Source organism: Arsenophonus endosymbiont of Aleurodicus floccissimus (genome assembly GCF_900343025.1).
Lineage (GTDB): Bacteria > Pseudomonadota > Gammaproteobacteria > Enterobacterales > Enterobacteriaceae > Arsenophonus.
Map to the genome: position 1 here is coordinate 332,302 of NZ_OUND01000003.1, position 26,689 is coordinate 358,990.

Sequence of the window (26,689 nt, forward strand, 5' to 3'; positions counted from 1 at the left end):
TTGAATATTTATTTTATATTCTTAATTTATTGAAAAAACAAATTTTTTATTGATTAATATTTTTAATGTTTAAGGTTTTTTAAATAAAAATAACAAATAAATACATTTTTAATGAAATTGTGACGACATATATTTGTATTAGAAAAAATAGTCTTAGTATTAATACAACGAATAGTATTATAAAAGTCGAAAAATACCATCCAATTATCTGCCAAAGAGTGAATTATTATAAATAATGTCAAAAATGAGATATACCCAGTAGTTTACTTGCGGGTGTTAATCCATTAATTAAACAATCTGGTGACCCCATCATAGGCAATTTTTCCTTCTGCAATTACGATAGACCGATTTGCTATTTGGCTAGCATCTTCCAAATTATGGGAAACCATCAGTAAGGTTAATTGGCGTTCCTCACACACCTATTTAAGTAATGTTAACATTTCATTACATAAAGCTGGATCGAGAGCAGAAAAAGGTTCATCTAACAATGAAATCGGTTTTTGGCGGATCAAACAACGCGCTAACGCAGTACGTTGGCGTTGCCCACCTGATATTTGTGCAGGTAAACGAGTGATACAATTATTAAGAGAAACTTGTTCTATGATCTGTTTTACTGCGCGATGTTGAGCTCTTTCTAATTTTAAATTTAGTGAAATGCCTAACGCAATATTTTGCCAAACAGTTAAATGAGAAAAGAGGTTATTTTCCTGAAAAAGGATAGAAACTGGCTGGTTGGCGGTTGGTGTAGTAGTATGATTTTGTTTATTTAGCCAAATTTCCCCTGTTTGGGATATTGAAATCCAGTAGAGTACTTTTCCCTACGCCACTAGGGCCTAATATAGCCACCCTTTCAGCTCTATTTACTTGAAAGTTAAACTGCATTGCTAGATTTTCATAACAATAGACAAGTTGATCTAATTTAATCATGCTCTTTTCCTGATAAATATTCGAATAAACTGAAACAAAGTAATAGCGTTAACAACGCGGTAACTGCCGCATCATTATTACGGTAAGAGCCTAATTGTTGATAGAGATAATAAGGTAGGGTACGAAAGTTCTCATTACCAAACAGTGCAATAATACCAAAATCACCAATTGAGAGTATACAGGCAAAAGCGAAGGCTTGTCCTCTTGTACGTTTCAAAGCTTTTAATTCAATTAGAGCTAATCGATTTATGCCTTCGATCTGTAATGAAAGGCATAATAAATTATAGCGTTCAGCTAAGTCATACATCTGATTTTCTAATATTTTTAAGGCATAAGGAATAGCCATTAAAGCATTTGTCAAGATGATTAAACTATAAGGCGAGTAGGTTATATTAATAGTATTATTTAGCAATAAAAAGAAGCCGGTTGCTAAAATTATGCCTGGCATTGCAAGTATTAATAATCCACTTAATTCGAAAGTTCGATAGAGTAGTATTGAGCGGCGCAGACGTAATTCACGACTACTCCAAAGCAACATCATAGTAAGAATAATACAAACTACGCCAACACTAATAGCGATAAAAATCGAATTAATGCCTGCTTGTCATAAGCCTGGCTACTGTAACACGTGTAATAAACCATCAACGATAATAGCTAAGAAAGGCGGAATTAAGAAAAATAGGGTTATACTAATCAGTAATATATCCCACCATTTCTGCCATCGACTATCAGCTGGATTTGTCCACCGCAATTGTCGACTAGCACCGACGGAAAAGACGACATTTAATTTTTGACTTAATAATACCAGCCCTAAACAGCAAAAAAGTTGGATCAGAGCCAGCAAAGCAGCTTTATTAAGATCAAAATCATAACTTAATGATTGATAGATAGCGAGTTCAATGGTGGTTGCAGCAGGCCCCCTGCCAAGCGTCAGTACGGTAGCAAAACTGGCGAAGCACAACATAAAAATCAGAGCCTATGTTGGTAAAATCTGTCGTCTAAGATAAGGCCATTCAACAATCCGAAAATGTTGCCATTGGTTCATGCCGAGTTGTGCGGCGAGCTGGCGTTGCTCAACTGCAATATTCTCTAGCGCGAGCAACAGCATCCGCATAGCTAATTGTAAATTAAAAAAGACATGTGTTAATAAAATGCCTTTTAGACCATAAGGGGTAAATTGGTAATTAATACCTAACCATTGACAAAATTGAGCAATCCATCGTACCCGACCATAGACGGTTAATAAGCCAAAAATGGCCACTAATACTGGCAATACCAGTATCATCGAACATAAGCGTAAAAACAGTATCCGACCTGGAAAATGGCGTCGAAAAAGGGCTTTGGCGAGAAATATTGCAGGGATAACGGATAAGACGGTCGATAGTAATGCTTGCCAAAATGTAAAGCCAATGACGTGCCATAAATAGCTGTCATCAATAAATTCTCGCCAACTTATTTGCGGGGCATGTAACCATAAAGTGCTGAAAGTAACTACTGCAATAGTGATTAATAGGCCGGACACAACTATGCAAGGCCAAAGTAAACTCCCTATTGGTGGTTGACGGCATTTTGCCATAAATTGATCCATTGATTGCGATGTTGAGTAATATCTTCTGCATTAAATTGTAATGATTTTTTTAGCACAGGTATTTGTTAATAAACGCTGGGTAAGGGTATATCAATGACTGGATACATCCAATTGGTTGTCGGCAACGTTTTTTGGAACGTTGGTGATAGCATGGATTGCATGAATTGTTGAGCTAGTTTAGGCTGCTTGCTGGTTGCTAATTGGGCCGCGACTTCAATTTGCAGATAGTGCCCCTTACTAAATAGCGCTGCAGCATAATTATTTCTTTATCATTTAACAGATGAAAACCTGGTGAAGAGCTATAACTGAGGACAAAATCGCTTTCACCTTTTAAGAACAATCCATATGATTCGCTCCAACCTTTAGTAACGGTTACGGTTTTTGTTGCTATTTTTTGCCAAGCCTGAGCACTGTTTTGCCCATAAATTTTTTGTATCCAAAGTAATAGCCCTAAACCTGGTGTATTGGTACGAGGGTCTTGGTAAATAATTTTCCATGGCTGGGGGCTATTAATAAGTTCATCAAGGCTTTTAGGCACTCCAGTGATTCGCGTTTTATCATAAATAAAAGCAAAATAACCATAATCGTAAGGGATAAAAATATTGTTATCCCATTTTATGGGTAATTTCAATTCACTGATGTCAATTTTACTTTCAGTAAAATAAGTCTGTTTTTTTTCTAGATTAATTAAGTTATTATCAAGTCCGAGTACAATATCAGCTGGGCTATTTTTTCCTTCCATTCTAAGGCGATTTAATAACGCAACTCCATCACTTAGGCCAATTAGCTTCAGTTCACAGTGACAGATTTGTTCGAAGGCAGGCTTTATTGTGTCCCAGGCCCCGAATCTTCGATAAAGGAATCATAAGTGTAAACGGTTAATATAGGTTTTGCCTGGAGAGCGAAAGCTGAACAACAAATTAAACCAATACTAACTATTTTTAGCAGTACATTCTTCAATACTGAGTTCTCCTATATAATTAAATAAAAGTGATGCTCTAGGATCTGAGGAATGGACAGTAATGAAGCTATTTATTGATGAATAAATCATTAGAGTGGCTCAAATTCCTACGCCGATGTTAATCGGATCAGGTTCGACGAGTTTTTCTCAGCCAGCTATTAACAATATTAATCATAGCTAGCACCCTGTTGAGATGGCCTTATTGTAAGATGTTATCTTATAATTGCAAATACTATATTTGATAAAGGCTTACCATATAGAGTAGTATGAAACAATAAACTATCTTTTAAATTTTTAACGAGGTAGTCAGATGGTTGACAATAATGGCTACCGCCCGAATGTAGGAATTGTAATTTGTAATCGGCAGGGCCAGGTATTATGGGCTCGCCGCTATGGGCAACATTCATGGCAGTTCCCTCAAGGGGGCATTAATCCTGAAGAATCGCCAGAACAGGCAATGTATCGGGAATTATTCGAAGAGGTTGGGTTGGATCGTAATGATGTTAAGATATTAGCATCTACCCGGAACTGGTTACGTTACAAATTACCTAAACGTTTGGTGCGTTGGGACACAAAGCCAGTTTGTATAGGGCAAAAGCAACGTTGGTTTTTGTTACAATTGGTTTGTAATGAAAATAATATTAATGTGCAAACAAGTAAAACGCCTGAATTTGATAGTTGGCGTTGGGTGAGTTATTGGTATCCTGTGCGTCAGGTTGTTTCTTTTAAACGCGATGTTTATCGGCGCGTTATGAAAGAATTTGCTCCGATGGTTATGTCACTACAAAATAGTGCAATGACATCAAATAAAAGCCATACCTATAGGCGTAAACGTGGTTAAATAAATTTAGCGAAAGAAAGTAGGTTTATGTTTATTTTAATAGCCAACTTTTTGACGTTTTGAAAGCGAAGTGAGAGTAGTGAAAGCTACTCTTGTTTATTTTTTGGAAAATTTACTAGCCAAAGTATGCATTAGATAGATTTGTTGATGAATTTAATCTCAATAAAATACTATTAGATTTTAAACCGCATGCAGTCATGCAATTCTATCAAGCTCTATAAAACTAAAGAGTGGAGACGATGAATAATAGTTATATTGTGTTTCCTAATATTGATCCTATTATATTCTCGATTGGTCCAGTAGCCCTTCATTGGTATGGTTTAATGTATTGGGTGGGATTTGTTTTCGCTCTATGGTTGGCAAAACGGAGAGCCGGAAAAGCAAATAGTGGCTGGAGCAAAAACGAAGTTGAAAATCTGCTCTATATTGGTTTCTTAGGTGTCTTTATCGGTGGACGTTTAGGCTATGTTTTATTTTATAATTTACCGGCCTTCGTGAGCAATCCTTTGTATCTATTTAAAGTTTGGGCCGGAGGAATGTCTTTTCATGGTGGGTTAATTGGTGTGATATGCGCCATGTGGTGGTACGCACGCAGAACCCATCGCCATTTTTTTCAAGTTGCTGATTTTGTTGCCCCATTAATCCCATTTGGATTAGGTATGGGACGGATTGGTAATTTTATTAATGGTGAACTTTGGGGACGCGTAACTTTAGACACACCATGGGTAATGTTATTCCCAGGTTCACGGGCAGAAGACATTCAGATTGTTAGTCAAGACCCTTCTTTATTACCGATTTTAGAGCAGTATGGTATATTACCACGACACCCTTCCCAACTATATGAGATGTTTTTTGAAGGGATCATTTTATTTATTATTTTGAATCTGTTTATTCGTAAACCACGCCCAATGGGCAGTGTTTCAGGATTGTTTTTGATTGGTTATGGGGCTTTCCGTATTTTTGTTGAATTTTTCCGGCAGCCGGATGCGCAGTTGGGGCTATTTGGTGGTGTAAGTATGGGACAAATTTTGTCAGTCCCTATGATCATTATTGGTATTTTAATGATGATCTGGGCTTATAAGAAAGATAGCCATTGTACGAACTATTCCATTACTAGCAAACGCAGAAAAGAGTAAGTAGCAGAAAATTTTAATACAGGGTTTTTATTTATAATATTAAATAATAAATTCTAAGCGAGTAATAATAATGAAACAATATCTGGTTTTATGTCAGCGTATTATTGATAAAGGTCAGCGGGTAGAAAATAAACGCACAGGAGTTAGGTGTTTAACGGTTATTAATGCTGATCTTGAATATGATGTCGCAAATAACCAGTTTCCTTTAATTACGACTCGCAAAAGTTTTTATAAAGTGGCTATTGCTGAATTATTAGGTTATCTAAGAGGTTATTCTAACGCTGCACAATTTCGTGATATTGGCTGTAATACATGGAATGCCAATGTGAATGAAAATCAGGCGTGGCTCAATAATCCGAACCGTAAAGGTGAAGATGACATGGGGCGGGTTTATGGTGTTCAGGGGCGTTCATGGCACCGGCCTGATGGTACTTATTTAGATCAGCTGCAAAAAGTCATTAGCAACCTTTCGGTAGGAATAGATGATCGTGCCGAGATAATCACTTTTTACAATCCGGGTGAGGTTGAATTAGGTTGTTTACGCCCTTGTATGCATACGCACACTTTTTCTCTGCTAGCTGATACGCTTTATTTAACTTCATATCAACGTAGTTGTGATGTTCCTTTGGGACTAAACTTTAATCAAATTCAATGTTTTGTTTTACTGGCACTGGTTGCTCAGATCACGGGTCATAAACCAGGTAAGGCTTACCATAAGATAGTGAATGCTCACATTTATGAAAATCAACTTTCGATTATGCGTGATATCCAGTTGAAGCGCACTCCTTATTCTTTGCCGCAACTGCGTATTAATCCTAATATTAAAACATTAAAAGATATCGAAACCTGGGTGACTAGTGATGATTTTGAAGTCATTGGTTACCAATATCATGATGCAATTAAATATCCATTTACGGTATGACTTTTTTTATGGGTGGCTTTGATCATTAACATGAACAAGGTCACTACCATCTTATTTGCGGTTTTTAATTAATATTATGGTTTAATTAATAAATAGCTACTAAAAACATTAAAATCTGGGAGGCGTTTCTATCTTAGCTTCCTAATTTTTGTAATACAAATTTTTTAATAGATCTGTTCCCCTTCTATCTTATTTGAGCATTTATTTTTTTATCCTAAATACATAACAATAGTTTGCATTAATTGTGCTACATATGGCAAAAATATATACCCTAACAAGGGTTTACTCTGCTTGAAATTCTGATTGCGATTGCCATAGCAGCCTTGATTGCTATTGTTAGTATTAAGGGATGGCGAAATTATCAACAAAAAATACATTTAATTATTGTTACGCAATAAAGTTGCCGCTTTTATTGCCCGTCATCAAATGCAGGCGGCTTATTTGAATCAAGAGAGGCCATTGATAATTCAAACGGATAAAACTTCAAATTGGATGCTGATAGTTGCAATTAAAGGTAAAAAAGATACCCAGCAAAGCACAGAGATGAAGTGGATTAATAGGCATGATGAAATAGTGTTGCAAAACTACAGCCGAATATCGACCTTGTTGCTAGGTAAAAGAGGAACGGCATTACCGACAACTTTACGTTTTAGCAATCAATCAGCAGAGATCTCGATCATTATTTCGGGTTTGTGACGAGTGCGTTTATGTAGTAATCAAAGGCTGGTGGGGAATAGCTAAATGCTAAATAAACACATTTCTTTTAATTATAAGCAACAAGGTTTTTCTCTGATAGAAGTCCTAATCAGCTTAATAATAAGTAGTATTATTTTGATCGATATCATAACGCTATATCCATTACTGACGCAGCAAATCAATTGATTATATCAAGTTTATCATCTTGATATTGTGGCGAGACAATTCTTATTAATGTTGGAAAAAGATGTTCGACGTTCAGGTTATTGTTTTGGTGATTGTATTGGAGTGGCATTGAAAATTAGTGAAAAATGAGGAGAGGCCGAGTATTTCTGTATTTTCTGATTTCTTTATTTATCGTATGCATCGAGGTAAGCTGGAAATACACCGTCGCGGAGTAGATTGTGAAGGGTAAGGATAGATAAATCTATTTGATCCCAAACAGATAATAGTTTCACAATTTGCTTTAAAAGAGGTGATCATGGATGAAAAACGTTTTTTAGTTGTATTTTTAAGTCTATCTCCGCGAGCATATCTAGATCTATTAAGGGAATACTAACTAAAAATTTATTTAAGAAATCAATTGATATGAAACAGATGAATTAGTTTTTTCCTCACAAGTTTGAATAGTAAGGAAGCATTTTATTAATGGCAATAATAATGCTTATTTTTATGAGTTTATTAATGTTAAAAGCGTTACATCATTATCAGAATAATATATTGTATATGTTGGAAAGTGAACGAAGTTATTGGCTTTTTTTTTGAGCAAGCTGAGTCTGCATTGGCTTGGGGAAAATATCAACCTTGGGTTATGACTAAGGAAAAAATGCCACATGGTCTTGTCAGCAACCGTTAGGCGCTAATTTTAAAAGTTGTTTGCGTTATATAAAAATGATTATTATCTATTAGCCGGCCATGCTTATTTTGAGGGTAAAGCTATATTTACACTTTATCAATGGCTTAAGAAAGATAAAAATACCATATCTGGTTTTGTTCCTCTAAAACAGGGATGGTTGGATTTTTGTCGAGTCAAAAGAGCGGAATTTTGTCAATGAAACATTCTAAACCGAACAGGCAATCTGGAATGGCAATAACCGAAGTTATGGTAGCTATAGCCTTATTTGCTGTTTCAGCTATCGCATTAATAAAATATATTCATAATCTAATGACTGGATTTTCTCTCGCATGGCAAAAAACATAGCAATTTAGCATAATGCCCACTTTTTTTGAAAGTGGAAAAGCGATGCTAGGCATTGACTCTATTAGTACCGATATAACAAATGATATACCTAAAATATTGATTTATCATATCGTTACGTGAACATTACAGATAATTGTAAACAGATATTAGTTATATTTAAGATGCCTTATAACCAATTGACTGCTGCATCAAGGTGGTACTGTTCGTCAGGAAGAGCTTATGTTACAAATTTATCATTCTAATCAATTAAATATTCACAAAGAGCTTATTTCTAGTTTGATCAAAAATAATCCCTTGACCCAGCCGTTTGAGCAAGAAATTATTTTGGTTCAAACTTCAGGTATGTCGCAATGGCTACAAATAGAGCTTGCGCAAAGCTTGGGAATTGCTGCTAACATTTCTTTTCCCCTACCGGCAATTTTTATTTGGGACATGTTTACTCGGGTTTTATCTGATATCCCATCAGAGAGTGCTTTTACCAAAAAGGCAATGACTTGGAAATTAATGACAATTTTACCTTCCTTGCTACAAGAACCTGAATTCAAGCCTCTTAGACAATATCTTAATGAGGATATGGGTAAACGTAAGTTGTATCAGTTATCAGCTCGGATTGCGGATCTATTTGACCAATATTTAGTTTACCGTCCCCAATGGTTAGAAAGCTGGCGTAAAAAACAACTAACTGAGGGATTAAGTGATAATCAGCAATGGCAAAAACGTCTTTGGTTAGCGTTGACAGAGTATACGGAAAAGTTTAATCAATCTAAATGGCATCGGGCAAATCTCTATCAACAATTTATACAAAGTTTGCATGCTAATCTGCCTTCACATATTAGGTTGCCAAAACGTGTATTTATCTGTGGTATCACCGCATTACCTCCGATTTATTTGCAGGCATTAAATGCCCTTGGCCAGCATATAGATATTCATTTAATGTTTACTAACCCATGTCGTTATTATTGGGGGGATATTCAGAGCTATGCTTCTTTGGCAAAACTTGAAAGACGCAAGTTAAAAAATTATCGAAATAACCATGAAATTGGGTGGTTCAAGGGAGAAAGTTCACCTGATACGTTATTTAATCAACAAGGTGAACAATTTCTGACTAATCCGCTATTAGCTTCTTGGGGTAAATTAGGCCGTGACAACCTCTATTTTCTGTCTCAGTTGGAGCTATCTAATGAAGTTGCTGCCTTTGTAGATTTACCACGTGATTGTTTGTTACACCAAGTTCAGCGAGATATTTTAGATTTAGAAGATCATGCGCAACTTGGTTTAACCGAAGCGAGTTATAATAATAGTCTTTCAAAAAGACAATTAAGCAAACAAGATAAATCATTGACATTTCATTCATGCCATAGCCCACAACGTGAAACTGAAGTATTGCAAGATTATTTATTGCGTCTCTTTGAAGACGAGCCAAATCTGACACCCAAAGATATAATTGTAATGGTGGCAGATATCGATAGTTACGCACCTTATGTCCAAGCGGTGTTTAGTCATGTGTCACCTGAACGTCGGTTACCTTTTTCTATTTCAGATAGAAAAGCCAGGCAGGTATATCCTATTTTGCAAGCTTTTATTTCGTTACTTGATTTACCACAAAGTCGTTTCACCACAGAACAAGTATTAGCTTTATTAGAAGTGCCCGCACTGGCTCGTCGATTTTCTATTTACGATGATGAATTACTTTTATTGCGACAATGGATTAACGAATCAGGTATCCGTTGGGGACTTGATGATGAAAACATTGCAATGCTGGAATTACCAGCAACAGGGCAAAATACCTGGGCTTTTGGTTTAAATAGAATGTTGCTCGGTTATGCGATGGATAGTCATGTAGGGACTTGGAATAAAATTTTACCTTATGATGAATGTACAGGATTATCCGCGAAATTAGCCGGGCAGCTTGCCGCATTTATTGATTCGTTGGCTAGTTGGAGAAGTAAACTTAATCAGGAAAGGAAGTTGTCAGAATGGTTGCCATTATGTCAATGCCTGTTAGATGCTTTTTTTGAGACTGATGAACAAATTGAAGCGATATTCATATTTATGCTCCAGCAATGGCAAAAAACGATTGGGGCTGGAATAGTGGCAAAATATGAAGAAATAGTTCCTCTATCGCTTATTCGTGATGAATTAGCAACCTGTTTTGATGATGAAAAGATCAGTCAACGTTTTCTTGCAGGGGCAATTAATTTTTGTACTCTAATGCCTATGTGTTCTATTCCTTTTAAGGTTGTGTGTTTATTAGGTATGAACGACAGGATATATCCACGCTCAATACCACCACTGGGTTTTGATTTAATGGCTGAACAGCCACAACGCGGTGACAGAAAGCGTCGGGATGATGATCGCTATCTTTTTTTGGAAGCTTTAAATTCCGCTTCTCAACTATTTTATGTTAGCTATATTGGGCACGCTATACGTGACAATCAAGTACATAATCCCTCGGTGCTAGTAAATGAATTACTTGATTATATTAGCCAAAGTTTTTGTTTAGAGGGTGATGAACATTTAAATATTGACCTTAGTGCTGATAGAGTAAAAGAACATTTAGTGACCAAACATACGCGAGTACCTTTTGCGATAGAGAATTATTTGCCCAATAGCATTCATCAGAGTTATGCGAGTGAATGGTTATCAGCAGCCAGAAAACAAGGTAATACACGGCCTGAATTCTGTACTCCGTTAGCGCCAATGATAGAACATGACAATGAAATATTATTAGAGCAGTTACTCTCTTTTTATCGACACCCAATCCGGGCTTTTTTTCAACAAAGGTTAAAAGTTAATTTTTTTAATGAAGAAGTACAATTACCGGAGAATGAGCCTTTTATTGTAAATAATTTACAACGGTATAAATATAATGAACGCTTACTTAAGGCGATGATTTATGAAGAGTCACTGGAGGAGCTGTTAACGACTTTGCGCGCAACGGGTGGATTACCGGCAGAACATTTTGGTCAAATTTATTGGGAAAAACAGATCCAAGATATGCAGCCATTAGCTGATAAAGTAAAGATAAATTGTCATGAATATTTTAATAAACTATTCGTCGAACCCTTTGAGAATATTCGTTTGGCTGGACAATTACGAAATATTCAGCAAAACGGTATTATTCGTTATCGTCCTGCAAATTTAACCATTAATGATGGTTTATCTCTATGGATAGAACATTTAATTTTTTGTTTAACCGTTAGATCTGGTGAAAGTTACTACTGGGGAAGAGATAATAGTGAATGGTGTTTTGAGTCAGTGGACAAATATAAGGCGAAAGTATATTTACAGCAGCTTATTAATGGTTATCAAGAGGGTATGAATTCGCCATTACCACTTTTTAATAAAAGTGGTTGGAATTGGTTAATGTCATGCTATAACAAAAAAAGTGAACAATTTGATTTTGAGTCTGAGGTTGTTTTGCAAAAAGCAAAAATGCAGCTTATCCACTCCTTACAAGGTACCTATAATCAGCCAGGTGAAATGGAAGATAGCTATATTGGTCGTGCTTTCAGTAAAATAAATAGTAATTTACTTGAAACAATACAAAAAAAGGCACGTACTTATTTATTGCCAATGGCAATCTATAGAAAAAATAAAAAGAGGATGTAATAAGATGCTTAAAGTAACAGAGGTTGTTATGAAAAACATGATAGTCGTGCTCTTATTACTATTTGGTACGGTAAGCTTTGCTAAGCAGAATTGGCAAGTTTTGCCTGATAGGATAAACAAAAGTGAAAAAGATACTCGAGGGTATCAGGCGATAAAAATTTCTAATGATATGATTGTATTGCTAATATCTGATCCTAAGGCCAGTAAATCATTAGCTGCGGTTACCTTACCAGTTGGCACAATGGAAAGTTCTGATCAACAACTTGGTTTGGCGCATTACCTTGAATACATGGTATTGATGGGATCTAAACGCTATACTGAGTCAGGTGAAATATCAGAATTTTTGCAAAAACATGGTGGCAATCACAATGCTAGTACGGCTTCTAATCTTACTGCTTACTATTTAGAAGCTGAAAATGGTGCTTTAAAAGCAGCCACAGATCGCTTAGCAAGTGCATTAGCAGAGCCATTACTTGATCCTAAAAATGCCGATCGAGAACGTAATGAAGTCAATGCAGAATTAACAATGGCAAGTGCTCGTGATGAAATACGATTATGGCAAGTGCTTTCTGAAACACTTAATCCGGCTCATCCTAATTCACGTTTTTCTAGTGGAAATTTAGAAACCTTAAGCGATAAACCTGGTAGCTATTTACAAACTGAGCTCAAGAATTTTTATTATCGCTATTACTCAGCTAATTTAATGAAAAGTATTTTGTATGGCAATGACTCATTGAGTCAATTAGCTAAAATTGCAGCTGAAACTTTTGGTCGCATTCCAAATCGAAAGGCTCTTGTTCCTGAAATAACGGTACCCGCTATAACCGATAAAGAAAAAGGAATAATAATTCATTATGTGCTAGCACAACCTAAAAAAGTTTTACAACTTGAATTTAGTATTGCAAATAATTTAACAGAATTTCGCAGTAAGTCAGATGAATATATTGGCTATTTGATAGGAAATCGAAGTCAAAATACCCTTGCTGATTGGTTACTAAAGAATGGTCTTGCTGAAGAGATTAATGTTGATGTTGTACCAGATGTTGATCGTAATAATGGTATTTTTTCAATAAACGTTTTATTAACGGATAAGGGATTGGGAAATAGAGATAAGATTATTGCAGCAATATTTTCCTATATTGATTTATTAAAAGAACAAGGTATTAAGAGTGGTTATTTTAACGAGATCGCAAATGTTCTAAAGCTTTCATTTCAACATAATTCTATTGTTCATGATATGAATTATATTCAGCAATTATCTAATCAAATGTTGAATATCCCAATTGCGCATGTGCTTGATGCTAATTACATTGCTGATCGTTTTGATTCTAAAGCAATAAGCAGCCGTTTAGCAGAATTGACTCCCTATAATGCCAGAATTTGGTTTATCGCACCGAATGAACCACATAATAAAAAAGCCTATTTTCTCAATGCTTCTTATCAAGTTGATAAAATTAACAGCCAACAATATCGGCGATGGGCTGAGTTAAAAGAAGCAATGCATTTTTCGTTACCTGAATTGAACCCTTATCTTGCTGATGATTTTTCTTTAATTAAAAGCTCCCGCCATTATCAGCATCCAGAATTGGTATATGAGCAAGGAAATGTGCGGGTAGTCTATATGCCAAGTCAATATTTTGCTGATGAACCTAAAGGTGGGATCGCGATAGATTTACGTAATGAGCTGAGTAGTAAAAAGGCAAAATCTCAAGTTAGGAGCTCGTTATTAGAATACCTGGCCTCTTTGAAATTGTCTCAATTAAGTTACCAAGCTTCTGTCGCCGGAATGGAACTGGTTGTGTCTTCAAATTTAGGCCTGCAATTGAAAACTAGTGGTTATACTTAACATCTAGCGGAATTGACGACAAAAATGGTTAAGGAATTTCTTACCTTCACAATTTCTGCCGACGAAGTTGCACAAGCAAAATCATGGTATAGGGAACAGCTTGAAGTTAGCAATAATCTTAAAGCCTTTGAGTTGGCAATGCAGCCAAAACAGTGTTTAGAAAAAGTACCTTATTTTGAGCAAGAACAGCGCTTAAAGGCCCTGAAAACGATCACAGCAAATGACATCCTCCAGTACCGTCAAGAGACTATTGACAATGCTGCTTTACAGGCGATTGTATTCGGCAATCTAATACAAAAGCAAGGCATTGACATTGTTAAGTCTATTGCCCATTTATTGAATAATAAAGGCAAGAATTGGTGGAGAGGGGATATTGTTGTTGATAAACAGCATAAAGTGAATTTCCAACATCAGGCAAATAGTACAGATAATGCGCTAGCAGAAATATTTATTTCGACAGGATATGATCGTTATAGTGGATTTGTCTTATCAAATATTTTGGCCAATATTTTACACCCTTGGTTTTTTGAGCAACTTAGGACGCAAAAACAATTAGGCTATGCTGTTTTTGCCTTTACTACTAGCCTTGGTGAGCAATGGGGATTAGGTTTTTTATTGCAAAGTAATAATAAAACCCCAGCGTATTTGAATACACGCTATCAAAACTTTTATCAATTAGCTTTTAAAAAATTAAATGCAATGCCAAAAAAAGAATTTGAGCAATACAAAAAGGCATTATTGACGGAAATGGAACAGCCTCCGCAAACTTTTTATGAAGAGATAGATCGTTTTTTACCAGATTTTGCGAGGAATAATTTTGCTTTTGATAGCAGAAAAAAATTAATCAAAGTATTGAAAACGGTTACACAGCAAGATCTATTAACTTTTTATAACAATGCCATTTTGCAACAAACAGGTTTAGCTTTTGTTTCACAAATTATTGCCAAAGAGGTTAATAAAGAAGGCTATGCTCAATTGAAAGATTGGATAACTTATCCGACTGCATCTGAATTACAAAAGATTTTGCCAATTGAGGTAGATGCTAAGTGAGTAATCGGCGAATACAGGCTTATCAACTGGATCCTTATTGTTTGCCTCTCTATGGCCAGCGATTGATAGAAGCTTCAGCAGGAACAGGAAAAACCTATACGATAGCTTTACTCTATTTGCGATTGTTATTGGGTGTTGGGCAAAAAAATGCATTTTCTCGCCCATTAAGTGTTGAAGAGATTTTAGTCGTCACTTTTACTGAAACGGCAACCGATGAGCTACGATCACGTATTCGCCACAATATTCATCAGATGAGAATGGCCTGTATTAGAGATGGTATTGGTTTTGATGAAAATTCAATCTTCCGAATCTTACTATCTTCTATCGCAGATAAAAACGTAGCTGCTCAATGGTTACTTGCTGCTGAACGTCAAATGGATGAGGCGGCAATTTATACTATCCATGGATTCTGTCAACGCATGCTGGTGCATAATGCTTTTGAGTCAGGCATGCTATTTGAGCAATCAATAATAAAAGATGAACATACCATACAAAAACAGGCTTGTGCTGATTTTTGGCGCTGCAACTGCTATCCACTGAATTATTCTATATCAAAAGTTATTGTTGATGAATGGAGTGACCCAGAGGCACTTTTAGCCGAAATAAAGCCTTATTTACAGGGCGATATTCCGACTTTTATTAACCAATCCATTGAAGCCCAATCAATAAAACAGCGTCATCAGACCCTAATTGACACGATAAAAAAAGTAAAAGCGTTGTGGCTTTTAAATTCAGCAAGTTTCATTGATTTAATTACTGATTCCGCTATTAATAAACGTAGTTATAGTCGCCGTAATTTACCGGGTTGGATAGCAGCGGTCACTAGTTGGGCTCAATCAGCAACAGTCGATTATAAAACACCTAAAGAACTAGCTCGTTTTTGCCAATCTGAACTAATAGATAAAACACCGACAGTTCAAGTACCTAAACATAAGGTTTTTCTTGCTATTGATAATTTGATGCAACAATCACTTACATTACGCGATATTATTATTTCAAAAGCGATTATTGACGTTCGTCAAACAATTGTTAAAGAGAAAAGACGACGTGGAGAGATTGGATTTGATGATTTATTAAGTCATTTAGATCAGGCACTACATGCAGAAGGTGGTGAGCGATTAGCTAACACGATCCGTAATCGTTACCCGGTTGTTATGGTTGATGAGTTTCAAGATACTGATCCGCAACAATATCACATTTTTCAACGTATTTATCAGAGGCATAATCATTGTGGTTTGTTATTTATTGGCGATCCTAAACAAGCTATTTATGCTTTCCGTGGGGCGGATATTTTTACTTATCTTAAAGCTAAAGATCAGATTGAATCACACTATACTCTTGATACTAATTGGCGCTCTTCACCAAGTATGGTAGCGGCTATTAATCAATTATTCAGTCGGGCAACAAAACCGTTTTTATTTGAGCAAATACCTTTTAACACAGTTGATTCAGCCTCTTCAAATCAGCATTTAGCATTTATTCATAAAACAGCAAAATTATCAGCTTTAAATTTTTGTTATTTAGATAAAGAAGTGGTTTCAACCTTGGACTATCAACAAACCATGGCCTATCAGTGTGCTAGTCAGATTTGTGATTGGCTTAAAGGAGGCGAGAATGAAGCAACCTGGCTGTATCGAAATGATGTAAAACAGCCGGTAACAGCTGCGGATATTATGGTGTTAGTCAGAAGTCGTCGCGAAGCAGTAATGATACGAGAAGCATTAAGTAAATTTAATATTTCGTCAGTTTTTCTTTCTAATCAAGAAAGCGTTTTTGCTACTGATGAAGCGCGCGATCTATTATGGTTATTACAAGCCGTGCTCTCACCTGAAAAGGAGCGCACGCTGCGTTGTGCATTAGCTACTCGTTTAATCGGGCTAAGTGCACAAGATATTGAGCAATTAAATCAAGATGAAAGTCAGTGGGAGATACGAGTTGAAGAGTTTGCCAATTATTTATTGATTTGGCAGCGACATGGTATTTTGCCTGCATTACGAGCTATTATGGTTAATCATCGCATTGCTGAAAACCTACTGATGGATAATATAGATGGTGAAAGGCGCTTGATGGATGTGATGCATCTGAGTGAATTGTTGCAGGAAGCTGAATTACAGCTTGAAAGTGAGCATGCTCTAGTTCGCTGGTTAGCTCAGCAGATCGATCACCCCGATCCGTTAGTAGAAAATCAGCAAATACGTTTAGAAAGTGATAGTCACTTGGTGAGTATTAGTACGATCCATAAATCTAAAGGTTTAGAATACCCGATTGTTTGGTTACCTTTTGCCTGTCAATTCTCGCAGCAAAAATTGGCCACGTTTCATAATCGTGATAATTTTCAAACTTGCCTTGATCTGACCCAACAAGAAGAGAGCATCAGGCTGGCTAATGAAGAGCGTTTAGCCGAAGATTTGCGGCTGTTGTATGTTGCACTAACACGCTCAAAATATCATTGTAGTGTTGGTATTGCACCTTTAATAAAAGGTCGTCCTAGTGGGGAAAGTGATAATACGGATTTGCATCAAAGCGCATTAGGTTACTTATTGCAAAATGGACAGCCAGGTAATGCGACTTTATTGCGTGATGCTCTATGCGCATTAGCGAGTGAAAATATTAGCATCACACCCGTTGGTGATATTAACTTATCGCCTTGGTACCAGAAAGAAAATACCCCCGTGAATTTATTAGCTCGAAATTTTACAGGACAGATCCAAAATACCTGGCGGGTTACGAGCTATTCAGGATTAACCTATCATGATATGTATTCTAATAAATTTACTACTAGTGATATAAGTATTGAGATTGCTATACAAGATTTGGCACTTAAAATGGACGTTGATGCGCAAGGTGACAGCTCATCGGTTCAAGGTGAAATAGCAGAGTGGAGTGTTCATACCTTTCCTAAGGGGGCCACAGCAGGAACTTTTTTGCATTCTCTGTTGGAATTATTACCATTTAATCAACATCCACAAGAGTCTTGGTTAGCTGAAAAATTAGAGCAAGCCGGTTTTTCCGCTGATTGGGCACCGGTGCTTAAATTGTGGCTAATAAATATTTTTGACACCCCTTTACTTAGCGATAGCCTCAGCTTGTCAAAGATCACGCCTGAAAATCAATTAAATGAAATGCAATTTCATTTACCGATAGAAAAATTGTTATTGCCATCCGCATTAGATAGTCTAACCCATCAATATGATGTTTTATCTCAACGTTGCCCACCGCTTAGTTTTGAGCCAGTAACGGGCGTTTTAAAAGGTTATATTGATTTAGTTTTTTGCTGGCAAGACAAATTTTATCTGCTTGATTATAAATCAAATTGGTTAGGGGAAAATGGTCTGGCATATAGCCAGGAGGCCATACAGAATGCCATGATTGACCATAGATATGATTTACAGTATCAGCTTTATACATTAGCTATGCATCGTTATTTACGGAATCGTTTACCTAATTATGATTATCAAAAACATTTTGGTGGTATTATCTACCTTTTTTTGCGTGGATTTGATGCGAAAGACCCTGGTTATGGTATTTATCATACTATTCCGACTTATGCGTTTATTAATAGCCTGGATGAGTTATTTAATGCAACTAATCGAGGTGAGCAATGATGATAACTTTACTAAAGAGAGCTGCTGAGCTTAATTTGTTTAGTTGTTTAGACATACAACTTGCTATTCGGTTAGCTGATGATGAAAACCCATTATTTTTATTAATATTTGCAATATTAAGTGCTGAAACTCGAGCAGGTCATGTTTGTTTATTTATTGATAAGCTCGAACCCGCCTATTTATTTGAAGGTAGACAGGCGGAAATGGCTTTTATGCTCTGGGAAATGGCAGGAGCACCTGATAGTAGCAGGATTTATACTGAGCTTAAACAATGTAATGCAGTTTGTGATGCACTGCAATCAGCAGTAAAACCATTAGTATTATCAGATAACAAACTTTATTTTCAGCGGATGTGGGCTGATGAAGGATTAGTGGCTGATTTTTTTTCTCGCCATTTGTTAGAAACCATTGATGAACAGCGATTAGCGACTATTTTAACTGGTTTTTTTGCGTCTTCGAAAACGCAAGATTGGCAAAAAATAGCTGTTGCAGTGGCAGCAACCAGTCGGATCGCAGTTATTTCTGGTGGGCCGGGTACAGGAAAAACCACGACAGTGGCACGTTTACTAGCTACTTTAGTCCAATTAAGTGATGAAAAGTTAATCATTCAGCTAGCCGCGCCGACAGGAAAAGCGGCTGCTCGATTAACCAAATCATTAAATAATGCATTATTAAAACTGAATTTATCTACTGATGAGTATGCGGTTATGCCAGAACAAGCGCAGACTGTGCATCGATTATTAGGCGCTCAACCGAATAGCCAATTATTACGTTATAACAAAGACAATCCACTTTTGCTAGACGTTTTAATTATTGATGAAGCATCGATGGTTGATCTGCCTATGATGGCCAGATTAATTGAAGCGCTACCAGATCATGCGCGTGTCATTTTGTTAGGTGATAAAGATCAATTAGCTTCTGTTGAAGCGGGCGCAGTCCTTGGCGATCTTTGTCGTTTTTCAGAATCGGGATACAGTCGTGAAAGAGCGGCACAACTGACTAAAATCACAGCTTGTAATTTATCGGATTTTATATCGAATGATGGGCCAGAGGTTAAAGATAGGATTTGTTTGTTACGAAAAAGTTATCGTTTTGATGCGCAATCAGGGATTGGGCGACTTGCTACTGCAATTAACCAAAGTGATATTAGAAAGGTTGAGCAACTATTAGTTCAGCAAAATGCGGATATTGCTTTTCATTCAATTGCTTCGTCTGAGAAATATGGCAAATTGCTTTTTGATGCAGCTGAATGTTACCGTTGCTATCTGGATATGATAAAAACGGGTCGAGATCCCGAAGAAATCCTGACTACTTTTAATCGTTATCGTTTATTAGCTGCTTTGAGAGAAGGACCATACGGGATTACAGGTTTAAATGATAAATTAGAACAGCTTTTACATCGTCAAGGAAGTATTCGACGGCCTGCCTATAGCTGGAATAAAAACTATGAAGGCCGCCCAATAATAATCACCAAAAATGATCGTCCTCTTGGCTTATTTAATGGTGATATTGGTGTTATGTTACGGGATGGTCAACAAGATTTAAAAGCTTATTTTCAGTTGCCTAATGGGGTGATAAAAAGAATACAACCCAGTCGTTTGCCTCAACATGAAACTGCATTTGTTATGACAGTACATAAATCTCAAGGGTCAGAATTTGAACATGCCGCATTGGTTTTACCGCCGATTTTTACCCCTATTATCAGTAAAGAGCTTATTTATACTGCAATTACCAGAGCAAAAATTCAGGTGACGATTTATGCTGAACGTCATATTTTCGCTAAAGCGTTAATGACCACAACGGAACGGCACAGTGGTTTAACTGAGCGCTTACTTTAATGAAAGTAGAACCCATTTTACTCGTTATCTTGTTTGATATTATTAATAGTGAATATCAATAGTGATAAAAGTAAAAAATAATAAATATTTAATTGTAGCAAACTGGATTGAAGTATTGTGATATATAAATTTAGTTTTTGCTTTAATTAGTAAGTTATTGCTATCAATTATTTTAATTCTGCTATTGATTGTTTTTTAGAAGTATAAATGATTGATATTTGAGATGCTGCAAAATGTCTTTGCGATTTATTTTTATTCAATGGGAGGATACAAATAAAATGTTAAATTCAGCATCTCAGATTGGCAATTATTCATCTCAAATAGTTAATCAACAGGTTGCTTCTGCACAAATGGATACAACTACGAATACAGAGAATAAACTTAGCTCTCAATTAAAAACCATAGGAAATTTTAGTATTGATCTACTTGCGGTAAAAGAAAAGGAAAATGATTTATTTGAGGTAATGAAAATCTTCTAAATGTTGCCAATACATCTCAATCTACGGAGCAAACTGACAGGTTTTATCGAGCTGGATTAGCTGTCGGGATTGTTAATGATTTTTCAACGAGTGATATAGTGGTACAAATAGATCAGGCAAAAATTAAGACTAATAACATTTGCGGAGCTTTTCCTGGTAGAAAATTTTTCTATAGAAAATCAAAGTGATGACCAAAAAGAGGCAATTAAATATAGAGGGATAGGTTTGTAAAGGGCCTTCTCTCAGTTCTCCTAGTACTCCTTTGGACTCGACCGTCTATGCTCAGGCATTAATAAATATTGGTAGTGTGGCTGAAAATGGAGGAGCGACCGACAGTACAATGGTTAAGCATTTTTCAACTATGTGGAATGTGCGTGATGGTTTACATCAAAAGCATCCGCACCACTTGCAGTAATATAAAAAATAATTAATTAACCGTTATTTTATTTTCGGCTCTTCTCTTAGTTAAATAGAGAGGAGCCGATATTTTTTGTTTTTTGCTTAAGAGTGATAGAAAACGTTATTTATTTAAATCGTGCATTTTTTATTGTAATTGGGTTTATTAATTAAATTTTTAATTAATTTTATAGTATTTAATTAATATTAAGTATTAAAATTTTTGAGCATCGTTGATAATTATAAAGCGCTTGTTTTTTTATTGTCAACATATCAACTTTTACTGGGAAAAATCCTCTTTCTAGAAACCAGTGAGTACTTCGGGTTGTTAATATAAAAAGTTTTTCTAAATTTAAATTTTTGGCTTGGAGAGTAATGTGTTTAAGTAGTTTTTCACCTCTTGATAAATTACGATAGTCAGGATGTACAGCCAGGCAAGCCATTTCTCCAGACTTTTCTTCTATATAGTCATAAAGTGCTACGCAAGCAATGATCATATTTTCTCGCTCGATAATAGTAAATTTGTCAATTTCTATTTCTAATTGTTCACGTTGGACGGCAAATTAATATTCCTTGCTGTTCCAACGGTTGAATTAACTCTAATATTACTGCTATATCATTGATATTAGCTTGATGAATTTGTTCACAATTTTTCATGATAATTTGACTACCGATACCCTCATGAGAGAAAAGTTCTTGTAATAATGCACCATTCTCTTGATAGCTTATCAAATGGCTACGACGAACACCTTGTCGGCATGCCTTTAATTGTGCTATATAAAAAATGCAGTATGTCAGAATGATTATTTGGCTGTTTTCCCAATTCATCAATATACTTTTCAGCTGCATTCGGCGAGAGTTCCGATAATATATTACCATTTTTATCACTAATTCCTTGTGAAGAGCAAAATCCAATTAATTTTTCTGCTTTAAATTTTATTGCCAATTGTGTTGCGATAGTTTCTGTCGACAAATTAAAATTTTCTCCGGTGACCGAAACAGCAATTGGGCTAATTAATACAATAGAGCCGTTTTTTAAATGATGGTTGATGGATACTTCATTGATTCTTCGTATACCCTCCACTGTGACAATAATCAACACCATCGTCAATCCCTAAAGGTTGAGCAATAATAAAATTACCACTGACGACATTTATATTTATATTGGCACTTTGCAATGGGGTATTGTTGAGACGCATTGATAACAGAGCAGTAATATCTAGTTGTAAAGTCCCCGATATTTGTTTAGCTAACTCTAGGGTACTTGCATCAGTGACGCGAACATTTTTATGGTAGATTATCGGATATTGTTGGTTTATGAGTTTTTTATCTATCTGTGGACGTATGCCATAAACAATAACTAGTCGAATACCCAGACTGCGTAATAAACCGATATCGCTAATGATGTGAGTGAAATTTTTATCTGCGATAGCGCTACCGTTTAATGTGATAACAAAGGTTTTATCGCGACGTATATTAATATAGGGAACAGAGTGGTGAAATCCATTAACTAAATCAGGACGACGTCCTTTCATATGTTCCTCATATAAATGACTGTTCTTAGTGAAAGTATTTTTATGATTTTTGACACAAAATAGCAAGAAGAAATGCATGAAAAATCATCATTATTGCTTCAGAATATATTAGTAGCTAATTATTTTTAAAGGGCAATTTATTAATGACAGTTCATTAATGATTGGTTAAAGTTTTCTATAGTTATTTTGTTGTTGTTGATAATATTGAGCGGTTTATAATTATTTGATGCTTTAAGTAGATTTTTCGATGGATCATTCAAATCACGGTTTTTCAAGACGACTTCTTCTGCAAGGTGCAGTGGCTACTATGCTGTTAAGTATTAGTCCATTCGGGCTAGCTTCATCTTCAAGTATAGTGGCTATTCGTATCTGGCCAGCCTCTAGTTATACCCGAGTAACGTTAGAATCAAATATTGTTTTAAAATATCGTCAATTTGCGTTATCTAGGCCTGATCGTATTGTTGTCGATTTAGAAAATATGCAGTTAAATAGTGTGTTGCAGGGCATTAGCCAGCAAATCAGTTCACGTGATCCATATTTAAAATTAGTCAGAGTAGGCCAATTTGATCAAAAAACGGTTCGCTTAGTTTTTGAGGTAAAAACTGATGTTGAACCACAAATGTTTACTATTGCGCCGGTTGCTAGTTTTAAACATCGTTTAGTGGTTGACTTTTATCCTGCTTCAGGTGTTTACACTGATGATGATCCGTTGTTAGCGTTATTAGAAGATTATAACAAAGGTAAATTGGATAATACATTGCCAGTTAAAGCGAAAAAGCTAGTTGGTAAAGCAGGGAGAGATAGGCCAATTATCATCATGATTGATCCTGGTCATGGTGGAGAAGATCCTGGTGCTATAGGAGAATATAAAACGCGGGAAAAAGATATCGTGTTGCAAATTGCACGTAGATTAAAAATATTAATTAATCGTGAACCTAAGATGAAAGTTTATATGACTCGTAATGAAGATGTTTTTATTCCTTTAAAAGTGCGAGTTGCAAAAGCGCGGAAAATGCAAGCTGATTTATTTGTTTCTATTCACGCTGATGCTTTTATTAATCCTAACGCGAGAGGTTCCTCAGTATTTACATTATCGACCAAAGAAGCAACCAGTAATACCGCCCGTTATTTAGCTCACACACAGAATGAGGCCGATTTGATTGGTGGTGTCAGTAAAAGTGGTGATAAATATCTTGATCACACCATGTTTGATTTAGTTCAGACGGCGACTATTAATGATAGTTTGAAATTTGGTACAGAAGTACTTAAACGGATGGGTAACGTTAACAAATTGCATAAGAACATTGTTGATCAAGCGGGTTTTGCGGTATTAAAGGCACCAGACATCCCGTCTATTCTAGTTGAAACTGCTTTTATTAGTAATATTGAAGAAGAGCGAAAACTAAAGACAGCAAAATTCCAACAGCAGATGGCAGAATCTATTTTTCGGGGTATTAAAGCTTATTTCGACAACGGCGGAAAACTGGCTTTGCGTTAAGCGAGTTAATCAGATAGATAATATCTTGTTGGGAAACTAATTTGATATTAAATGAAAGGTGGTTGCGGGGGCCGGATTTGAACCGACAACCTTCGGGTTATAAGCCCGACGAGCTACCAAGCTGCTCCATCCCGCGTCCGATAGCGGCTCACTATACTCAGGATCAGATCCGATGCAAGTTTTTTTATTAAATATTGCGATATTTTTTTATATCTTGTACATAAAAGAGGCTTAATGATTGTTTTTTGTTCTTTTATGCAAATTAGCCATCATGCATATTGATATACTTTGTCAGCAAAAAATTGATAGCGAAATATGTAATCAACAAACATACATCCATTATTTTTTTAATGGTCATATAAAAATAGTTATTTAATGATTAGCTTAAATCAGTAAAATATTTTATCGAAAATTATCTTATCAAATGGGGTAGGGTATAATTTATTGCTAATTTAAATATACAGAATAAGATGCAATTCAGTTGGTAAGTATGATACAGATAATACGCTCTAGTCGTTATCACATGATTGGGTATGCCATGCAGATGAATAGATAACGAATCAGTTTTTGTTATCATAATAGATTAATCAGAATTTGAATTAATAAATTAGTTTCTTTTTTAATATTGGTGAACATGCTATTTTTGTTAGCTATAAGGTTAGACATGCAATTACTCCTTTCAGACGTTTGGTTGCGGCGCTTCGCAGGTATTGGTCGCCTCTATGGTCAAAAAGCATTAATGCTTTTTGCTTATTCTCACATTTGTGTTATTGGTATTGGCGGCGTAGGCTCACGGGCAGCGGAAGCATTAGCAAGAACTGGGATCAGCACTATTACTCTGATTGATCTGGATGATGTGTGTATGAAGCAAATATTAATCGACAATTGCATGCATTAAGCGACACTATTGGTCAATCAAAAGTTGAAGTGATGAAATCACGTATTTTGCAAATTAACCCTGAATATCAAGTTAATATTATTGATGATTTTGTCTCGGTCACCAATCTAGCTGAGTTGATATCTATTCAATTTGATTATGTGATTGACGCTATTGATAGCATGCGGCCTAAAGCTGCTTTATTAGCTTATTGTCGCCGTCATAAAATACCTATCGTCACAACGGGAGGGGCTGGTGGGTAAATTGATCCGACACAGATCCAAGTCAAAGATTTAGCAAAAACGATCCATGATCCCTTAGCAGCAAAATTACGTGAAAGATTAAAAAGTGATTTTAAAATAGTTAAAAATAGTAAAGGTAAATTGGGGGTATTGACTGTGTTTTTTCAACCGAACAGTTAGTTTACCCCCAAAGTGATAGAACCGTTTGTAAGGCTAAAAGTAATGTCGGAGGAATAATGCGTATGGATTGCGCCGCTGGTTTTGGTGCGGCAACAATGGTAACTGCTAGTTTTGGTTTTATTGCTGTTTATCATGTATTAAAAAAATTGCAGCGTAAAATGATAGCTAGCGAAAAAGTATGAAATAATTTTTTTAATTATTAGCAATCAAAGCTCGTTTTGGGCAATTTAGCGAGTTGATTTTCAGTATAATCTGTTAAGGCAATAGCGTAATTTTCAGCTTGCTGCCGCCAATTAATGGTTTTCATCTAGTCTATAACAGCATTGAACGCTAACACTCCGGCAATATTTGGCGTACCTGCTTCAAATCGGTACAGATTGTTGGCCCATACAGTTTATGAGCTGAAAAGACATAAAAATCAATGTCTATAAAGCTTGTACATCAATACCACGATGGATAATGCCTTGTGCACCATCAACCGCGACTAAAATATTATGTTGATGAGCTAGCCAAGTGATAGCCTGAATATTGGGTTGTTTAACGGTAACATTCGACATTGGGCTAATCGCAATGATCCGAGTTTTTGTGTTAATAAATGTTGTTAGGTGTTTAATTGACAGTTGTTTTAATTCATCTAAGGGCCATTTAACGACTTTAGCACCAGTTTGTTCAGCCACTATCAACCATGGGATCAAATTGGTATGATGTTCAATTTCGCTAACGATTATTTCGTCATTAGGTTGCAGGTGAGCGCGAAAATAGCCTTGTGTAATAAAATTAATCGATTCAATACTCCCTTTTGTCCAAATAACTTCCTCGGCTTGATTGGCATTGATAAGTTCCACAACTTTCTTGCGAGTTTGTTCATAAATATCTGTTGTTGTTCGTGCTGTAGAATGTTGGCCTCGATCAACGGAGGTATTAATATGTTGATAGTAATTAACCGTTGCCGCGCTGTCTAGAAAAATAGTTTTGTTTTGTTGTTGGGTAGCAGGAAAATATTGGCGAAATTGTGTTATAGAAAATGTTGTTATCATGAAAATCACAGCTATCAGAATATTTAAGATCTATATTGTGTAATTATTAAAATTTTATCTTGTTATAAATAATATTTTTCATAAAGTTTGTTATATTTATTTAAATTAGAAAAGTAGTATTAGTCTTGATTAATAATATCTATTCTATCAGTATCATATGTATATCATCCGATTATATTCGGCGATGAGAAAGATATTTATTTAGCGAATATAAAAAAACGC

Annotated in this window: 15 protein-coding genes, 1 tRNA gene, 8 pseudogenes and 1 riboswitch; of the genes and pseudogenes, 17 read left to right on the forward strand and 7 right to left on the reverse strand. The window is 35.8% G+C overall.

Going from position 1 to position 26,689, the window contains the following annotated elements:
• Nucleotides 1-238: 238 nt before the first annotated feature.
• From thiQ to thiB, 3 pseudogenes are all read right to left on the reverse strand, one after another.
• Nucleotides 239-927: pseudogene (gene thiQ / locus ARADI_RS11885) on the reverse strand (thiamine ABC transporter ATP-binding protein ThiQ).
• Nucleotides 920-2,503: pseudogene (thiP, locus tag ARADI_RS11890) on the reverse strand (thiamine/thiamine pyrophosphate ABC transporter permease ThiP). The pseudogenes thiQ and thiP overlap by 8 nt, the downstream one beginning before the upstream one ends.
• Nucleotides 2,476-3,463: pseudogene (gene thiB / locus ARADI_RS11895) on the reverse strand (thiamine ABC transporter substrate binding subunit). Before thiB ends, thiP begins: the two co-directional pseudogenes overlap by 28 nt.
• A gap of 99 nt (nucleotides 3,464-3,562) precedes the next feature.
• A riboswitch (TPP riboswitch) is annotated at nucleotides 3,563-3,674 on the reverse strand.
• A 112-nt stretch (nucleotides 3,675-3,786) separates the two neighbouring features.
• Here thiB and rppH point away from each other — a divergent pair.
• The 15 genes and pseudogenes from rppH (at nucleotide 3,787) to ARADI_RS11965 (ending at nucleotide 21,117) form a co-directional block, all read left to right on the forward strand.
• On the forward strand, nucleotides 3,787-4,317 hold the full coding sequence (gene rppH, locus ARADI_RS11900; RefSeq protein WP_119712177.1) for an RNA pyrophosphohydrolase: 531 nt from the start codon (nucleotides 3,787-3,789) through the stop codon (nucleotides 4,315-4,317).
• 239 nt (nucleotides 4,318-4,556) lie between these two features.
• The gene (gene lgt, locus ARADI_RS11905; RefSeq protein ID WP_119712178.1) at nucleotides 4,557-5,453 is read left to right on the forward strand and encodes a prolipoprotein diacylglyceryl transferase; all 897 of its coding nucleotides are present in this window, start codon (nucleotides 4,557-4,559) and stop codon (nucleotides 5,451-5,453) included.
• A 70-nt stretch (nucleotides 5,454-5,523) separates the two neighbouring features.
• Nucleotides 5,524-6,375: a thymidylate synthase gene (locus tag ARADI_RS11910; protein WP_119712179.1), complete on the forward strand. Its 852-nt coding sequence runs from the start codon at nucleotides 5,524-5,526 to the stop codon at nucleotides 6,373-6,375.
• Nucleotides 6,376-6,653: 278 nt separating this feature from the next.
• A pseudogene (locus ARADI_RS21120) lies at nucleotides 6,654-6,773 on the forward strand (prepilin-type N-terminal cleavage/methylation domain-containing protein); the annotation flags it as partial.
• Nucleotides 6,760-7,071, forward strand: coding sequence for a hypothetical protein (locus tag ARADI_RS11920; protein ID WP_119712180.1), 312 nt, complete (start codon nucleotides 6,760-6,762; stop codon nucleotides 7,069-7,071). The pseudogene ARADI_RS21120 and the gene ARADI_RS11920, both read left to right, overlap by 14 nt.
• A gap of 45 nt (nucleotides 7,072-7,116) precedes the next feature.
• Nucleotides 7,117-7,257 carry a prepilin-type N-terminal cleavage/methylation domain-containing protein gene (locus ARADI_RS21125; protein WP_119712181.1) on the forward strand — a complete coding sequence of 47 codons (141 nt, stop codon included), beginning with the start codon at nucleotides 7,117-7,119 and terminating at the stop codon, nucleotides 7,255-7,257.
• Between the two features lie 550 nt (nucleotides 7,258-7,807).
• Nucleotides 7,808-7,927 (forward strand): YgdB family protein, encoded by a 120-nt coding sequence (locus ARADI_RS18550; protein WP_238149428.1) that lies wholly within the window; start codon nucleotides 7,808-7,810, stop codon nucleotides 7,925-7,927.
• Between the two features lie 16 nt (nucleotides 7,928-7,943).
• A complete protein-coding gene (locus tag ARADI_RS11930) occupies nucleotides 7,944-8,126 on the forward strand; it encodes a DUF2509 family protein (RefSeq protein ID WP_119712182.1) in 183 nt (60 codons plus the stop codon).
• Nucleotides 8,123-8,272 (forward strand): type IV pilus modification PilV family protein, encoded by a 150-nt coding sequence (locus ARADI_RS21130; protein WP_369407017.1) that lies wholly within the window; start codon nucleotides 8,123-8,125, stop codon nucleotides 8,270-8,272. Before ARADI_RS11930 ends, ARADI_RS21130 begins: the two co-directional genes overlap by 4 nt.
• 219 nt (nucleotides 8,273-8,491) lie before the next feature.
• On the forward strand, nucleotides 8,492-11,884 hold the full coding sequence (gene recC, locus ARADI_RS11940) for an exodeoxyribonuclease V subunit gamma (protein WP_119712184.1): 3,393 nt from the start codon (nucleotides 8,492-8,494) through the stop codon (nucleotides 11,882-11,884).
• A gap of 4 nt (nucleotides 11,885-11,888) precedes the next feature.
• Nucleotides 11,889-14,780 (forward strand): annotated as a pseudogene (ptrA, locus tag ARADI_RS11945) (pitrilysin).
• Complete coding sequence (gene recB, locus ARADI_RS11950; protein WP_119712185.1) at nucleotides 14,777-18,385, forward strand: exodeoxyribonuclease V subunit beta; 3,609 nt, start codon at nucleotides 14,777-14,779, stop codon at nucleotides 18,383-18,385. Before ptrA ends, recB begins: the two are co-directional and overlap by 4 nt.
• Complete coding sequence (recD, locus tag ARADI_RS11955) at nucleotides 18,385-20,223, forward strand: exodeoxyribonuclease V subunit alpha (protein ID WP_182853238.1); 1,839 nt, start codon at nucleotides 18,385-18,387, stop codon at nucleotides 20,221-20,223. Before recB ends, recD begins: the two co-directional genes overlap by 1 nt.
• A 233-nt stretch (nucleotides 20,224-20,456) precedes the next feature.
• Nucleotides 20,457-20,702 (forward strand): hypothetical protein, encoded by a 246-nt coding sequence (locus ARADI_RS11960; protein ID WP_147392411.1) that lies wholly within the window; start codon nucleotides 20,457-20,459, stop codon nucleotides 20,700-20,702.
• A 262-nt stretch (nucleotides 20,703-20,964) separates the two neighbouring features.
• Nucleotides 20,965-21,117: a hypothetical protein gene (locus ARADI_RS11965; protein WP_182853234.1), complete on the forward strand. Its 153-nt coding sequence runs from the start codon at nucleotides 20,965-20,967 to the stop codon at nucleotides 21,115-21,117.
• 178 nt (nucleotides 21,118-21,295) lie between these two features.
• Here the strand turns inward: ARADI_RS11965 and argA are convergent.
• A pseudogene (gene argA / locus ARADI_RS11970) lies at nucleotides 21,296-22,633 on the reverse strand (amino-acid N-acetyltransferase).
• 247 nt (nucleotides 22,634-22,880) lie between these two features.
• Between argA and amiC the strand changes: the two are divergent.
• Nucleotides 22,881-24,131, forward strand: a complete 1,251-nt coding sequence (gene amiC / locus ARADI_RS11975; RefSeq protein WP_119712188.1) for an N-acetylmuramoyl-L-alanine amidase AmiC — start codon at nucleotides 22,881-22,883, stop codon at nucleotides 24,129-24,131.
• 59 nt (nucleotides 24,132-24,190) lie between these two features.
• On the opposite strand, the gene ARADI_RS11980 is transcribed toward amiC, so the two are convergent.
• Nucleotides 24,191-24,267, reverse strand: a tRNA-Ile gene (locus ARADI_RS11980).
• Between the two features lie 528 nt (nucleotides 24,268-24,795).
• Here ARADI_RS11980 and tcdA point away from each other — a divergent pair.
• Nucleotides 24,796-25,612: pseudogene (gene tcdA, locus ARADI_RS11985) on the forward strand (tRNA cyclic N6-threonylcarbamoyladenosine(37) synthase TcdA).
• A gap of 125 nt (nucleotides 25,613-25,737) precedes the next feature.
• Here the strand turns inward: tcdA and ARADI_RS21135 are convergent.
• Nucleotides 25,738-25,859, reverse strand: a pseudogene (locus ARADI_RS21135) (aminotransferase class V-fold PLP-dependent enzyme).
• Nucleotides 25,856-26,467, reverse strand: coding sequence for an aminotransferase class V-fold PLP-dependent enzyme (locus ARADI_RS11990; protein WP_119712189.1), 612 nt, complete (start codon nucleotides 26,465-26,467; stop codon nucleotides 25,856-25,858). The pseudogene ARADI_RS21135 and the gene ARADI_RS11990 overlap by 4 nt, the downstream one beginning before the upstream one ends.
• Nucleotides 26,468-26,689 lie beyond the last annotated feature (222 nt).

Bases quoted from the DNA above. Each gene is read 5' to 3' on its own strand.
- rppH (WP_119712177.1), top strand. From the start codon at position 3,787: ATGGTTGACAATAATGGCTACCGCCCGAATGTAGGAATTGTAATTTGT.
- lgt (WP_119712178.1), top strand. From the start codon at position 4,557: ATGAATAATAGTTATATTGTGTTTCCTAATATTGATCCTATTATATTC.
- ARADI_RS11910 (WP_119712179.1), top strand. From the start codon at position 5,524: ATGAAACAATATCTGGTTTTATGTCAGCGTATTATTGATAAAGGTCAG.
- ARADI_RS21125 (WP_119712181.1), top strand. From the start codon at position 7,117: ATGCTAAATAAACACATTTCTTTTAATTATAAGCAACAAGGTTTTTCT.
- ARADI_RS21130 (WP_369407017.1), top strand. From the start codon at position 8,123: ATGAAACATTCTAAACCGAACAGGCAATCTGGAATGGCAATAACCGAA.
- recC (WP_119712184.1), top strand. From the start codon at position 8,492: ATGTTACAAATTTATCATTCTAATCAATTAAATATTCACAAAGAGCTT.
- recD (WP_182853238.1), top strand. From the start codon at position 18,385: ATGATAACTTTACTAAAGAGAGCTGCTGAGCTTAATTTGTTTAGTTGT.
- ARADI_RS11960 (WP_147392411.1), top strand. From the start codon at position 20,457: ATGTCTTTGCGATTTATTTTTATTCAATGGGAGGATACAAATAAAATG.
- amiC (WP_119712188.1), top strand. From the start codon at position 22,881: ATGGATCATTCAAATCACGGTTTTTCAAGACGACTTCTTCTGCAAGGT.
- ARADI_RS11990 (WP_119712189.1), bottom strand. From the start codon at position 26,467: ATGATAACAACATTTTCTATAACACAATTTCGCCAATATTTTCCTGCT.